The 13,210-nt window shown below is 57.8% G+C and carries 17 protein-coding genes; 6 read left to right on the top strand and 11 right to left on the bottom strand.

Annotated elements, in window-relative coordinates:
* The first annotated feature begins 25 nt into the window (after positions 1-25).
* A complete protein-coding gene (locus ACQG19_RS02965) occupies positions 26-571 on the top strand; it encodes a YfaZ family outer membrane protein (protein ID WP_013095440.1) in 546 nt (181 codons plus the stop codon).
* Positions 571-891 (top strand): hypothetical protein, encoded by a 321-nt coding sequence (locus ACQG19_RS02960; RefSeq protein ID WP_013095439.1) that lies wholly within the window; start codon positions 571-573, stop codon positions 889-891. The genes ACQG19_RS02965 and ACQG19_RS02960 overlap by 1 nt, the downstream gene beginning before the upstream one ends.
* 41 nt (positions 892-932) lie before the next feature.
* Here ACQG19_RS02960 and ACQG19_RS02955 read toward each other — a convergent pair whose 3' ends face one another.
* Positions 933-2,303 carry an NAD-dependent succinate-semialdehyde dehydrogenase gene (locus ACQG19_RS02955; RefSeq protein WP_246932069.1) on the bottom strand — a complete coding sequence of 457 codons (1,371 nt, stop codon included), beginning with the start codon at positions 2,301-2,303 and terminating at the stop codon, positions 933-935.
* Between the two features lie 137 nt (positions 2,304-2,440).
* On the opposite strand from ACQG19_RS02955, the gene ACQG19_RS02950 reads away from it, so the two are divergent.
* Positions 2,441-3,184 carry a helix-turn-helix transcriptional regulator gene (locus ACQG19_RS02950; protein ID WP_061772028.1) on the top strand — a complete coding sequence of 248 codons (744 nt, stop codon included), beginning with the start codon at positions 2,441-2,443 and terminating at the stop codon, positions 3,182-3,184.
* 48 nt (positions 3,185-3,232) lie between these two features.
* The gene (locus ACQG19_RS02945; RefSeq protein WP_038418626.1) at positions 3,233-3,871 is read left to right on the top strand and encodes a LysE family translocator; all 639 of its coding nucleotides are present in this window, start codon (positions 3,233-3,235) and stop codon (positions 3,869-3,871) included.
* 30 nt (positions 3,872-3,901) lie between these two features.
* Here ACQG19_RS02945 and ACQG19_RS02940 read toward each other — a convergent pair whose 3' ends face one another.
* The gene (locus ACQG19_RS02940; RefSeq protein WP_023620649.1) at positions 3,902-4,204 is read right to left on the bottom strand and encodes a BrnA antitoxin family protein; all 303 of its coding nucleotides are present in this window, start codon (positions 4,202-4,204) and stop codon (positions 3,902-3,904) included.
* Positions 4,191-4,478, bottom strand: a complete 288-nt coding sequence (locus tag ACQG19_RS02935) for a BrnT family toxin (protein ID WP_023620650.1) — start codon at positions 4,476-4,478, stop codon at positions 4,191-4,193. The genes ACQG19_RS02940 and ACQG19_RS02935 overlap by 14 nt, the downstream gene beginning before the upstream one ends.
* Positions 4,479-4,647: 169 nt before the next feature.
* On the opposite strand from ACQG19_RS02935, the gene ACQG19_RS02930 reads away from it, so the two are divergent.
* Positions 4,648-5,946: a DUF445 domain-containing protein gene (locus ACQG19_RS02930; RefSeq protein ID WP_246932071.1), complete on the top strand. Its 1,299-nt coding sequence runs from the start codon at positions 4,648-4,650 to the stop codon at positions 5,944-5,946.
* Here ACQG19_RS02930 and ACQG19_RS02925 read toward each other — a convergent pair.
* From ACQG19_RS02925 to ACQG19_RS02895, 7 genes are all read right to left on the bottom strand, one after another.
* Positions 5,916-6,992: a DUF2955 domain-containing protein gene (locus ACQG19_RS02925; protein WP_013095434.1), complete on the bottom strand. Its 1,077-nt coding sequence runs from the start codon at positions 6,990-6,992 to the stop codon at positions 5,916-5,918. The genes ACQG19_RS02930 and ACQG19_RS02925 overlap by 31 nt on opposite strands.
* On the bottom strand, positions 6,982-8,049 hold the full coding sequence (locus ACQG19_RS02920; protein ID WP_029882194.1) for an HlyD family secretion protein: 1,068 nt from the start codon (positions 8,047-8,049) through the stop codon (positions 6,982-6,984). Before ACQG19_RS02920 ends, ACQG19_RS02925 begins: the two co-directional genes overlap by 11 nt.
* On the bottom strand, positions 8,046-8,516 hold the full coding sequence (locus ACQG19_RS02915; RefSeq protein ID WP_013095432.1) for a MarR family winged helix-turn-helix transcriptional regulator: 471 nt from the start codon (positions 8,514-8,516) through the stop codon (positions 8,046-8,048). The genes ACQG19_RS02920 and ACQG19_RS02915 overlap by 4 nt, the downstream gene beginning before the upstream one ends.
* Before the next feature lie 203 nt (positions 8,517-8,719).
* Positions 8,720-9,415 carry an ArsR/SmtB family transcription factor gene (locus tag ACQG19_RS02910; protein WP_045295461.1) on the bottom strand — a complete coding sequence of 232 codons (696 nt, stop codon included), beginning with the start codon at positions 9,413-9,415 and terminating at the stop codon, positions 8,720-8,722.
* Complete coding sequence (locus ACQG19_RS02905; protein WP_029882197.1) at positions 9,387-9,785, bottom strand: hypothetical protein; 399 nt, start codon at positions 9,783-9,785, stop codon at positions 9,387-9,389. Before ACQG19_RS02905 ends, ACQG19_RS02910 begins: the two co-directional genes overlap by 29 nt.
* A complete protein-coding gene (locus tag ACQG19_RS02900; protein WP_129327046.1) occupies positions 9,778-10,101 on the bottom strand; it encodes an antibiotic biosynthesis monooxygenase family protein in 324 nt (107 codons plus the stop codon). The genes ACQG19_RS02905 and ACQG19_RS02900 overlap by 8 nt, the downstream gene beginning before the upstream one ends.
* Positions 10,102-10,252: 151 nt before the next feature.
* Entirely contained in the window at positions 10,253-11,668 is a 1,416-nt protein-coding gene (locus ACQG19_RS02895; RefSeq protein ID WP_222169210.1) for an aldehyde dehydrogenase family protein, read from the bottom strand.
* A 100-nt stretch (positions 11,669-11,768) separates the two neighbouring features.
* Between ACQG19_RS02895 and ACQG19_RS02890 the strand changes: the two genes are divergently transcribed.
* The gene (locus ACQG19_RS02890; RefSeq protein WP_023620661.1) at positions 11,769-12,671 is read left to right on the top strand and encodes a LysR family transcriptional regulator; all 903 of its coding nucleotides are present in this window, start codon (positions 11,769-11,771) and stop codon (positions 12,669-12,671) included.
* On the opposite strand, the gene ACQG19_RS02885 is transcribed toward ACQG19_RS02890, so the two are convergent.
* Complete coding sequence (locus ACQG19_RS02885; protein WP_013095424.1) at positions 12,658-13,137, bottom strand: carboxymuconolactone decarboxylase family protein; 480 nt, start codon at positions 13,135-13,137, stop codon at positions 12,658-12,660. The two genes, ACQG19_RS02890 and ACQG19_RS02885, sit on opposite strands and share 14 nt — an antisense overlap.
* Positions 13,138-13,210 lie beyond the last annotated feature (73 nt).

The raw sequence follows: 13,210 nt of genomic DNA, 5'->3' as shown, positions 1-13,210 counted from the left end.
TTAAATTGATGACGAGGCATATGAGATGAAAAAACTGAATATCCTTCTGCTGACTGCGTTGACTGCTGTATCGGGTTCTGCACTCGCTCTGGGTGGCAGCGTTGAGCAGGGTAAAAACTTTACCAACCTCAACCTGGAGATGGGTAAATCCTCATCCGGCCTGTATGTGGAAAGCAACTGGCTGAAAAACACCGATGACGGTACGCAGACCGGCGGTGTGGGTGCAGGTTATAACCTGGGTCTTGGCCCGGTCATGCTGAACGCGGGTGCAAAAGCTATCTATATCGGCCCGAAAAAAGGCGATAACGGCGTGGCGTTCCCGATCGGTGGCGGCGTAAACGTTGCCCTGACCGACAGCATTCATCTGTATGGTGAAGGCTACGTGGCACCAGAAGGGATGAACAACAGCGTGAAAAACTACGTTGAAGCCAACGGCGGCGTAAGCTGGACGCCAGTTACACCTGTGACCCTGAAAGTGGGTTACCGCCACGTGAGCGTTGATGGTAAAGACGGTCGTCCAGGCCACACCCTGATTGACGGTGCGTATGTTGGCGGTGGAGTCACCTTCTGATGAAACACCGCATTACCGCGCTTTGCGTTCTGAGCCTCACGCTTCTGCTCACCGGCTGCGTCCAGTACAAATGGGTGAAACCGGGCGTCAGCGACGCTGAAATGAACAAAAAGCTCACAGAATGTGAAGCGCAGGCGCTGATCGATCTGCCCCCGGATAACGTCGTGACCGGTTCGGACTCGGAAAAAACGGATCTGAAGAACAAGAAAAAGGATATTTCCACGAGCTACACGGTTGAAGACGCCAATGAGGATCGCAGGGCGACCCTCGTAGACAGCTGCATGTTCAAAAGCGGCTGGGATAAAATTGAAGTGCAATAATCTCTAAAAAACCTGCCTACTGGCAGGTTTTTTATTGCCGCTTACTTACGCACCACCACCAGCTTCTGGTTCACAAACTCTTTGATCCCCAGATCCGACAGCTCGCGTCCGTAACCGGAGCGTTTCACGCCGCCAAACGGCAGCTCTGGCGCGGTATCGGTGAGCCAGTTGATATACACCATGCCGGTCTCAATCCGTGACGCCATTTTCTTCGCGCGTTCAATATCCTGACTGAACACCGCACCGCCCAGTCCGTAGTGGGAGTCGTTCGCCAGGGCGACCGCCTCGTCATCGTTTTTCACCACATATATCTGCGCCACCGGGCCGAAGAACTCCTCGAAGTACGCCGGGTTGTCGCGGGAGATATTCGTCAGGATCGTCGGCTCAAAGAAGCTCCCGTCGCGCTGCACCGGTTTACCACCATAGTGTAACGTCGCGCCCTTTTTCACCGCCTCATTGACCTGTTTTGTCAGCGTTTCGAGCGCATCTTTAGACGACAGTGGCCCAAGCGTGGTGCTTTCATCCAGCGGGTCGCCAATTTTCACCTGCTTAAAGGCGTCGGTGAATTTGCTCAGGAAGGCATCGGCAATTTTCTCATGCAGGATAAAGCGCTTCGCTGCGGTACAGACCTGACCGGCGTTGTTAAGTCGCGCGTTCACGCCTGTCTTCACCGCTTTATCAAGATCCGCGTCGTCCAGCACCACGAAAACATCATTACCGCCCAGCTCAAGGGTGGATTTCTTGATGTGCTTCGCCGCCTGCGCGGCCACCACGCTGCCCGCTTTTTCGGAACCGGTCAGCGCGGCCCCCTGTACGCGGTCGTCAGCGATGATGTTCGCCACCTGCTCAGACGAGATAAAGAGGTTGGTCCATGCCCCTTCCGGCGCCCCTGCCTCACGCACCAGATGAGCAAAGGTTTCGGCACAGTGCGGCACGATGCTGGCATGTTTAGCCAGCACCGGGTTACCCGCCGCCAGGTTAGGTGCCAGAACACGCATCAGCTGATAATACGGGAAATTCCACGGTTCCACGGCCATCAGCACGCCGATGGGGTGATGCTCCACCCACGCTTCTCCGAGTTCAGACGGGTACTTCACCGAGGCCAGGAACTGCTTCGCGTTATCGGCATAGTAGCGGGCGATTTGCGCGCATAGCTTCACCTCACCGCGGCTTTGTTCGATGAGCTTACCCATCTCCTGACTGGCAATTTTAGCCAGCTCCTCGGTGCGTTCGTCGATCAGGTCAGCAAGCTTATGCAGCACCGGCAGGCGCTGTTCAATGTCGCCTTTCGCCCACTGCGAATGGTAAAGGGCGTCGGCCGCTTTCAGCGCCGCTTCGATATCCGCGTCGGTATGAGAGGGATATTCTTTGATGAGCTGGTTGGTGGCAGGATTTACTGTCTGATAAGCCATATCGAATCTCCATGTTTTACCGCTTAGGGTAGTAAGGGTAGACAACATGACGGGTGATGGACGTAAAGTTGGGTATATCCGGAAGGTTCTTAGTAGGGCCAGGGCATGGTATAAAAATGTTCCTGACAGGAGCGCCTATGACCCATACCCGACACATCCGCCAGACCTTTAACCGCCTTCCGGGCCTTGAGCTGCGCAGCACGTGGCAGAGTACCGTGGCGTATAAACGTCATTGTCACCCCCAACTCTCGATTGGCGCGATAGTGGAAGGCCAGACCTGCTGCCGGTGCAATGACACGCAGTACATCCTCCACCCCGGCGATCTCATCGTGATCCCGGCGCATGTGCCGCACAGCTGCAACCCCGTTTCGGGCCAGCCCCGCAGCTATCATATGCTCTATATCGACACGGATTATCCCCTGGCAGAACAGGTCATACGCGACAGCACGTTGTTTGCTCTTTACCAGAACGTTGTTGAGAACATGTCGGCTAATTCCCTGAACATGCTGATTTCTGCCCTTCCGCGCTGCGCCAGCCGCACGGGTGAATTACGCTCAACCAGCCAGCACATTCAGCAGGCGTTTCTTGCCGATTTAACCAGCCCGCCGTCACTCGACGACCTTGCCCACCGCTTCTCGCTGCGCAAAGAGACGCTGATCCGCACCTTCAGGCAGGACACTGGCCTGACGCCGGGCAGCTTTCTCAACATCTCCCGCGTGGAATACGCCAAAGCGCGGCTGCGTGCCGGGGATGATATTGCCGATGTCGGCTACCAGAGCGGATTTGCCGATCAGAGCCATTTTCATAAGACCTTTGTGAGCTATACCGCCGCCACGCCGCGCCAGTACGCCACGGGCCGATCAATATCGGACAATAAATAGCGTTTGCATCGCCGTAGTCTGACCTCGGTTTTTTACACAGAGGTTGCTATGGAACTGTTATTCCCTTCCGCTTTTCTCGCTCTGGCGCTGGCGCATTTTGTCGCCCTGTTAAGCCCGGGCCCGGATTTCTTCCTGCTGGTGGGCTACGCGGCGCGCTACCGGGTCCGCGGCAGCGCCGGGCTGTGCCTCGGCATCGCCGCGGGCAACGGGTTGTATATCCTGCTGGTGATTATCGGCTGGAGCGCGCTGCGCCAGTTTACGTGGCTGTTTACCCTTATCGAGCTTTGCGGGGCGCTGTATCTGCTGTGGATCGGCTCGCATCTGGTGCGCAGCCGCCCGCAAGCGCTGGCGCTGAATGAAACCCACCAGCGCTTCCCCTCACTGCGTAAACAGATCCTGCTGGGGCTCGGCTCGGCGTTATTAAATCCAAAGAACGCCCTGTTCTATCTGGCGCTGATGACGGCGCTACTGGGGCCAAACGTCACGCTGCTTCAGCAGGCGACCTGCGGCGTCTGGATGGTGATGGTAGTGCTGGTGTGGGATCTGGCGCTGGTATCACTGATGGGGCTGCCCGCGGTGCAACAGAGGCTCAGCCGTTCGCTGTGGCTAATTGAGCGGGCGGCGGGGGTTGTACTAATGGGGTTTGGCGGGTGGGTACTGTGGCGGCTGCTGGAGCTGATAAGCTGAAATAAGGGGCAGCCCAACGCTGCCCGTGGTTTATTTTTTGTTTTGATCGCGCAGCATCGCTTCACGCAATATGGCGTTTAGCCGCGTCTGGTAACCCTTTCCAGGCCGTTTCAGCCACTCCATCACGTCGGCGTCAATGCGTACAGATGCCTGCGTTTTAAGTGGCCGATAGAACTTCCCTCGCACCGCCCCGGACCACTGTTTATCGTCCGTGGCAGGAATATCGCTGTAATCGATTTCTGCTTCTGGTTTTTCAGCTAATGCTTTTAGCTCAGCGTCACGACGAGCGCTAACCTCAGGCGAACTACCTCGTTTATGTTTAACGATGCTCATAACGGTTCCTCTCTTTACGGTCCGCCTTACGTGCGCTAATGATACGAATAATTTCGCCTCCGCTTTCGAAACGTACCGTATGTGCGACCAGGATAACAATGACGCCTTGCACAAGGCCGATGGTTTGCCAGCGAAACTCACCGTTCTCATAGCGATCCTGAACAGACAAATGATAAGGATCGTCGAAAACCAGAACCGCATCCTCAAAGCGTATGCCATGTTTTTGCTGGTTACTTTTCGCCTTATCGCTATCCCACTCATACTCCGTTGGCATAGTGTACCCTTCCCTGATTGTATATACAAAAAAGCATATACAAACTGCGCAAGGATTAAACCCATTAAGCAAAAGCGGTGTTTAATTTCGGAAGGCAGATTCCAGAAGCGAAGATGGTGTAACGCTCCCGTCTTTGCACTTTCCCCCCGTCTCCCTCTATCCTTAACCCATGGAAAAAATTGCTGAACTCAAACGCGCCAAGCTGCTGGCGCTGTCGCTGCTGCTGATTGCCGTCGCGGCGTTTATCACTACCCTGTTTCTGCCGCAAACCTTCTGGGTGCGCGGCGTGAAGGCCATTGCCGAGGCGGCGATGGTTGGTGCGCTGGCGGACTGGTTTGCGGTCGTCGCGCTGTTTCGCCGGGTGCCCATTCCGTTTATCTCGCGCCATACGGCGATTATCCCGCGCAATAAAGACCGGATTGGCGATAATCTCGGCCAGTTCGTGCAGGAGAAGTTTCTCGACACCCAGTCGCTGGTGGCGCTGATCCGCCGTTATGAGCCGGCGCAGATGATTGGCACCTGGTTTAGCAAGCCCGACAATGCCCAGCGTGTCGGACAGCATCTGATTCAGGTGATGGGTGGTTTTCTTGAGCTGACCGACGACGGGCGTATTCAGCGCCTGCTCAAACGCGCGGTGCATAAGGCCATCGACAAGGTCGATTTCACCGAAACCAGCGCAGTGATGCTGGAGAGCATGACCAAAAACAACCGGCATCAGGTACTGCTGGACGCCATCATCAACCGCCTGATCACCCTGATTCAACGCGATAGCACGCGGGAATTTATTTCAGACCAGATCGTCCACTGGCTTAAGACCGAGCATCCGCGCAAGGCGATGGTGCTGCCCACCGAGTGGCTGGGCGATCAGAGCGCGGAGATGGTGTCAAACGCGCTGAATACCCTGCTGGACGACGTCAGTCATGACCGCACCCACCAGATCCGCCAGGCGTTCGACCGCGCCACGCTGAAGCTTATCGACAACCTGAAAAACGATCCGGAGATGGCCGCAAAGGCAGAGAACATCAAGCATTACCTGAAGAACGACGACGCGTTTAACCGCTATCTGGGTGAGATGTGGGCTGACCTGCGCCAATGGCTGAAGGCGGATATGCAACGTGAGGATTCCCGCGTGAAGCAGCGCATCGCCAACGCCGGGCAGTGGTTTGGCGAAACGCTGCTCGGTGACGACAGCCTGCGGGCATCGCTCAATGAGCACCTCGAGCAGGCGGCGCACCGCGTAGCACCGGATTTCGCGGCGTTTCTCACCCGTCATATCAGCGACACGGTAAAAAGCTGGGACGCCAAAGATATGTCCCGCCAGATCGAGCTTAATATCGGCAAAGATCTGCAGTTTATCCGCGTCAACGGCACCCTGGTGGGCGGGACGATTGGCCTGATCCTGTTTTTACTTTCGCAACTGCCCGCCGTGCTTGCGCATTACTCCGTTTTGGGTGGTGCAATGACGTAGCGCGTCGCCTCAAAGCGATTGAGGATTAAGTGCACCAGAAACACCATCGTCAGCGTCGCCACCAGAGAAAAGGTCACCGAGGTGATGCGGTAGAGATCGCTGAACACCAGGTCGCTGTCCGGGTGCATGTTCTGACCGAACATAATCCCGATGGTGGTGATGCTGGCAAACCCAACGCCGGCTCCCACCTTCTCCATCACATGCAGACGCGCACCAAACGCCAGCCCGAGGCCGATAAGCGGCATCATCAGTAGCATGTGGCTGCTGTGATCGTAGAGGATAAGCTGCACCACCAGAATATAGAGACAGCCCAGCACCACGCCAGCCACGCGCCAGATAGAGCTCATCACCGCGCCGCGATAGTGCATCGGGAACAGAATCAACACACCGGCCATCAGCGCCGAAAGCGAATCGCTTAAATCGCTTATCTGGAAGATGACAAAAATCATCGTCGCAACGGTGCCGGAGAGCAGAGACTCGTGTCGCACGCGGGCATCATCTTTCTCAATCAGCGGCGGCGGCTTGCGCGGTTCAACGTCCGGCAGGAGGTAGTTCATCAGCGCGCTCAGGCATACCGCCATCACACTCGCTTCAATGTTGGAAAACAGCAGCGTGTGCCAGTCGGTGGTGGGATAGCTCATAAAGTTGAGCATCACGCTCTGACACACCACGCCCATCGACCCGAACAGGAACAGCGGCCCCTTACTCATAAAGCGAAAACGCATGACATACAAGGCAAAAACTACCAGCGTCATGATCACCGGCCACTGGGACAGATAGCCGATGATAATCACCATTTCGACGCAGTTTAGCGATGCGCTGAAGATAAACTGCTTCGCCACATGGCGGTTAAAGACCGGCACCAGCGACAGCAGCATGATGGGGTAGACCACATAAAACACGCCGTAGCTGGTGTTATAGAAACTTGAAATACTCAGCGCGATCATCCCGGCAAAGACGATGCGCAGGGTCTGGCGAAAGTCATTGGCCGTATAGACGATGTTGCCGTGCGGGGTAAAGACCCGCGCCAGCGTGCTAATAGACATAGTGGAGCAGGCTCACCAGGTGGATTTGCATCCCGGAGAAGAAGCGCGCAAACGGCCCTTCGCTGTTGTAGAGCTGCACGGTGGCACGAGCGCCGGTCGGGAGCGGTTTCGGCAGCGTCTCATCCAGCGCCACGTGAATGCGCATTCGCTGAGCGTCGCGCACCCAACGGTTGGAGGTTTCCGGCGCGGACAGTTCGCCGCTCACCGCCTCCTGTCCGGCAAGGATCCCCGCATCGCTGCTGGTCACGTGGGCGCGGAAAACCTGTCCCGGAAAGGCGTCAAATACCACGGCGGCATCGGTCCCCTGATGGGTATGGCGCAGACTCTTCTCACGAAAATCGGCCACAATATCGGTCTGATTATTCACCAGCGCCAGCGCCGCCGAGCCGGACGAGGCATAAAACCCGGGGCTCAACTGCAGGTTGCTGACCGTACCATCCGCCTGGGCGTAAACCTTCGTCCAGCCGAGGTTCAGCTCCGCCTCATCCAGCGCGTTACGGTATTTTTGCAGCGTCACGTTGCGGTGCTCTTCCCGCTCGCCGCGCTGGATGCGCAGATTATGGATGTTCGCCTGAATCGAGCTCACGGACTGCTCGCTGCTCTGCCAGGTGGTACGGACCTTATCCAGATCCGCCTGCGAGACGTTCTGTAACGTGCTCAGCTTCTGGTAGCGGTCAAAGGTCACTTTGTCGTTACGCGCGGTCAGCACGGCGGTTTTCAGGCTGGCCTGGGCGGCGGCGATCTGCGCGTCCAGCTGTTCATTGGACAGGCGTGCCTGCTCAAGCGCGATTTGCGCCGCTTCCACTTTATTGCGAAACGGCGTGTCATCCAGCTCAAACAGCAGGTCGCCCCGCTTCACCTGGCTGTTGTTGTGTACGTGCACAGCCGACACATACCCGGAGACGCGCGGAGAAACCGGCGTCACCACGCGCATGACGGTGGAGTCCGGCGTCAGCGGGATCCAGATATCGGCGACGACAAAGTAGACAAACATCAGCAGGAAAGAGGCAATACTCACCCTTACCCAGCGGGCAAACTTTTGTTCAGGAGTCATTATTTTTCGGTCTTGTTATCTTCTTCGCGGATTGTCCGCAAATTGCAGGCGATTTGATTCAAGGTGGCGCTGAAAATTTCGATATGCTCAGGCGCGATGTTTTGCGATACGCGCGTCTGGTACGTCTCAATCACCTGGGTGAGCCTTTTTAGGATGGCTTTTCCCTCAGGCGTCAGCGTCAGAAGCCGGATGCGCTTGTCATAAGGCGATACGGTGCGCAGCAGGTATCCCTGCTTTTCCAGCTGTGTCAGGGTGCGCATCAGCGGCGGCAGTTCAATGCCCTGCACCTCCGCCAGCTCACTCACCGAGACGTTATCCCCCAGTTGATGAAGCTGCATCATTACCGTCCAGCTCGACTGGGTTAACCCGGTATCGAGAATGGCGTCGTCAATAACGGCGCGCCACTGGCGCACAATCATCGCCATCCGCATGCCCATCGGCCTGCGGCAAAACAGTTGTTCTTCACTCATGGGGGGAACCTCTCGAAACACGTCGTCAAGATAATAGTTATCAGGGTAAGTATCAAGAAACGCGAGGCGAAAGAGCAGGAATTGCGAAAGGATATCTCCCTCTCCCGGCGGGCTGAGGGTTCCCCATACAATAATGCCTGCACGGAGGACCCCCTCTCCCTTAAGGGAGAGGGTTGGGGTGAGGGTACAGCCCGTAGCGGAGTTTAGCGGCTAAAATGTCGGGTAATGGCGCCCTTCCCCGAAGCCGTAAGCACCACTTCCCGATACCCCGCTACCCGCTGGATCCAGCCCTTGCTTTCCAGATGCATGAGCAGCGCTGCACCGGCTTCACCGCCCAGATGAAACCGCCGCTCGCTCCAGTCCAGACAGGCGCAACAGGCCTTTCGCCGGGGATGGGTGCTTAACGGGATACCGAGTTTCAGAAACTGCTCCCGGCCATACAGCGTCAATGCTGAACCGTCTGGCTCCAGCCAACTTTCGGCCTGCATGAAATCGTAGATCTGCACCGCCACCGCGCCCGCCAGATGGTCGTAGCAGGTGCGGGCTTCACGCAGGGCTTTTGGCGCGCTGGTTTCCGGCGGAGAAATGCGGTGCCACGACAGCCCCATCATCTGCTCCACCAGCTCCGCTACGTCATACCCTGCCAGGCGATAATAGCGATGGCGCCCCTGCGACAGGCAGGTAATGAGCTTTCCGTCCAGCAGTCGCGCAAGGTGCCCGCTGGCGGTAGACGGTGCCACATCCGCCGCCGCACTCAGCTCGGTGGCCGTCCACGCCCGCCCGTCCATCAGCGCACAAAGCATTTTCACGCGCGACGGATCGGCCATTGCGGCTGCTACTGCGGCAATGGCCTGCTCCAGCGCTGCGCTGTTATCTGGCGGTAAGCTCGTCTTTAACATAGGTTGCCCAGGGTTCGGTGATTGCTGCGGCCAGCTTATCATTATCCGTCAGCAGAATAAGGTGATTAGCGTGGTCGCTGTACTGGGTAAGAATAGACACCCCGCGAGCCGCCAGTGCAGCAGCTATCTCCCCCAGCTCGCCGGGGCGTTCCTGCCGCAGTTTTCTGATGATGGGCCGACGAACCGCTTTCAGGTTAAATCCGGCCTCAAGCAGAACATGGCGGGCTTTTTCGCCGTCTTCCACCAGAAAATGCGCCTCAACGCCGAATACGCCACCGCCTTCCAGTCCAATCCCCTTACTGCCCAACAGCTGACCAAAGCGTGCCAGTTCACCCGGCGTATCGTTAAAAATCACATGAACATCATACATCCGCGTGCCCTCCGTTTTCGGCGCTGTATTCCCGCACCAGCTGTGCCACCCGAATGCGGTAGTACGTAAAAATCGACTCCCGCCCCTCGGCCTGCACGGCCTGATGAAAAACGTTCTGCTTCCAGTTGCGGATAGCCTCTTCGTCCCGCCACCAGGAGAGCGAGAGAATTTTGCCGTCGTTGGTCAGGCTCTGGAAACGTTCGATATCGATAAAACCGTCAATATCCGCCAGCAGGGGTTTAAGTTCGGCCGCGAGCTGCAGGTAGCGCGCCTGATGCGCCGGCGCGGCTTTGGCTTCGAAAATGACTGCGATCATGAAGGTCTCTCCGTTGTGATGGTGTGAAGAGAATGCAGGACAGATGACAAGGATGCTTCGGTATGGAGCGAAGTGTTGTGCCGGATGGCGCTGCGCTTATCCGGCCTACGGTTTTTGTAGGCCCGGTAAGCGTAGCGCCACCGGGCAGGGTTTAACCCACAATCGACTTCGGCTCCATAAACGCCCCAATTCCCCATTCGCCCATCTCGCGTCCCACGCCGGAGTGTTTAAACCCGCCAAACGGGGCTTTTGGCTCATGCGCGAGGGTGTTTACCAGCACGCGCCCGGAAACAATCTGCTGCGCCACGCGACGCGCACACCCGGTGTCACGCCCCAGCACCATCGCGCTCAGGCCGTACTCGGTATCGTTGGCAATCGCGACAGCCTCCGCCTCGTCCTGATAAGGAATAATGCACAGCACCGGGCCAAAAATTTCCTCACGCGCGATGGTCATCTGGTTGTTCACATCAGTAAACAGCGTCGGGCGCACAAACCAGCCGTCCCGCGTCCCGTCCGGTCGCCCTTCGCCGCCCGCCAGCAGTCGCGCGCCTTCGTCGAGCCCTTTGCGAATATATCCCTGCACCCGCAGCCACTGCTTTTCGCTGACCATCGGGCCAACCTCTGTCGCGCTTTCGCGCGGGTCGCCGGATTTCACCGCCGTCACCGCCTGCGCCAGGGCGATTTCCATCTCGGCCTTGCGCGACTGCGGCACCAGAATACGCGTACCGGCCACGCACGCCTGCCCGCTGTTCATAAACCCGGCCTGAATCACCAGCGGGATCGCCCGTGCAAGATCGACATCATCCAGCAAAATCGTCGGCGATTTACCGCCTAGCTCCAGCGTGACGCGCTTAAAACCCTCCGCCGCGTTACGAAGGATCGCTTTGCCGATATTCGTCGACCCCGTAAACGAGATTTTTGCCACGTCCGGGTGGCGGCTAATGGTCTCCCCCACCGTCTCACCGCGCCCGGTGATGATATTAAACACGCCCGCTGGCAATGCGGCATCACGCAGCGCCTCGGTGATGATCTGCGTTTGCAGGGCGCTCATTTCGCTGGGTTTGATCACCGCCGTGCAGCCCGCCGCGAGCGCCGCCGCCAGTTTGCCGCAGATAAACCCCGCATCGCTGTTCCACGGCGTGATCAGGCCCGCTACGCCTAGCGGCGTCATCTGCACCGATGCCTCCCCCGCTGAAAATGAAAATTCAAACGCCTCCAGGGCCTCAATCGCCTGGGCTATGACATCGGCCGGATAACTGGCCATCCACGCCGAGCGCGCGGCCGGTGCGCCGTACTCTTCGATTATCGCCTCCAGCAGCTGATCATGACGGGCGGCAACAGCGGCATGCATACGTGTTAACGCAGCAATCCGTTCCTGTGTTGTGGTTTGCGACCACGCCGGAAACGCCGCTTTGGCGGCCGCAACGGCGCGTTCAGCGTCGACCTCATCTGCCAGACGCACCTGCCCTATGACCTGTGCCGTCGCCGGGTTGTATAAATCAAAACGCTCGGTGCCGTGCGGGGTAATAAATTCGCCGTTGATAAAAATCTGTTCGATGTGGTGCATATAAACCTCCTCAGGCTGTGTGGACACAGTCTGGCACGACTACTCCGTTGCGATAATCCACGCTATGCTGCAAGGGTTGTTTCGATTTTCAGGATAATCTATGCATCGTTCAGGTTTGACAGAGCTGGAAGTGGTGATGGCGGTGGTACGACGCGGCAGCTTTCGCGGTGCCGCCCAGGAGCTGGGTATGTCCGCCACGGCGGTGAGTAACGCCATCGCCGGGCTGGAGAGCCGCCTCGAGACGCGTCTTTTTAACCGCACTACCCGCAGCGTGGCGCTCACCGACGCCGGGCAGCGTTATGTGGCGCGCATCGGTCCGGCGCTGCAGGAAATTCGTCAGGCCGGGGAAGAGATCCACAGCGACACCGGCGAACCTGCAGGCACCCTGCGCCTGAACGTGCCGAACAATATTGGCTCCCTGTTTCTGGACCAGCTGCTGATCGACTTTATGATCCGCTACCCGAAAATGCGCGTGGAAACGGTGAGCGAGGCGCGAATGATCGATATCGTCGCCGAAGGCTACGACGCCGGGATCCGCCTTGAAGAAGCAGTGCCGCAGGACATGATCGCCGTACCGCTGACCGGAGAGATCCGCCAGCTCGTGACCGCCACACCGGACTATTTTGCCCGCCACGGTATCCCGCAAACGCCGGAGGATCTGCTGTTGCATCAGGGGATCGGGATGCGCATGGCCCACGGTGGGATCTACCGCTGGGAGCTGGCCCGTCGGGGAGTCCAGTATGCGCTGGCCGTGCCGCCGCGTTTTGCGACATCCGATCTTTTTGCCTCGATCCGCGCGGTCAAAGCGGGGCTGGGGATTGGCTTTTTACCGGAACTCTATATCCGTGATGAGCTGAAAAGCGGGGAACTGGTGAGCGTGTTAAACGACTGGACGCAGCCGTTTGCCGGGCTGCGTCTTTACTATCCAGGCCATCGCCACGTCCCGCCAGGGTTGCGGGCGCTGGTGGCGATGATCCGCGAGCGCGGGATTATTCCAGGTTAGCCTTGTTCAGTCCGTAAGCTGCGTCCAGCGAGCCGGGGGCCATGCGCGAGGTAATGCCTAAACGGTTCCAGGCGTTGATCGCCACGATGGCGAAGTTCAGCTCTGAAATCTCCACGTCAGAAAAGTGTTCCGCCACGCTGCGGTACAACGCGTCGCTCACCCCGTGAACGCCAATCTGGGTCAACGCTTCGGCGAAGGCCAGCGCCGCTTTCTCGCGAGCGCTGAACAGCGGAGATTCGCGCCAGGCCGCCAGGTGGTAAAGGCGCAGTTCGCGCTCCCCGGCAATTTTGGCCTCTTTGGAGTGCATATCCAGACAGAAGGTACAGCCGTTCAGCTGGGAAACGCGAATGTCGATCAGGTGCTTCAGCGCCGGGTCGATAGAGGTTTTCGCCACTTCCATGCTCAGGGCGGACAGCGCGTTGGCAAGGGCTGGAGTGACTTTATGGTGGTTTACGCGAGTGCTCATTGTCTTTCCTCTTATTTACACGGTATGTGTCATGCGATGAGGACAATCTACGCGGGTCATGACATAGTAAAAA

Source organism: Enterobacter cloacae complex sp. 277I4 (assembly GCF_050031465.1).
GTDB lineage: Bacteria > Pseudomonadota > Gammaproteobacteria > Enterobacterales > Enterobacteriaceae > Enterobacter > Enterobacter cloacae.
This window is presented reverse-complemented; position numbering and strand designations above follow the sequence as displayed.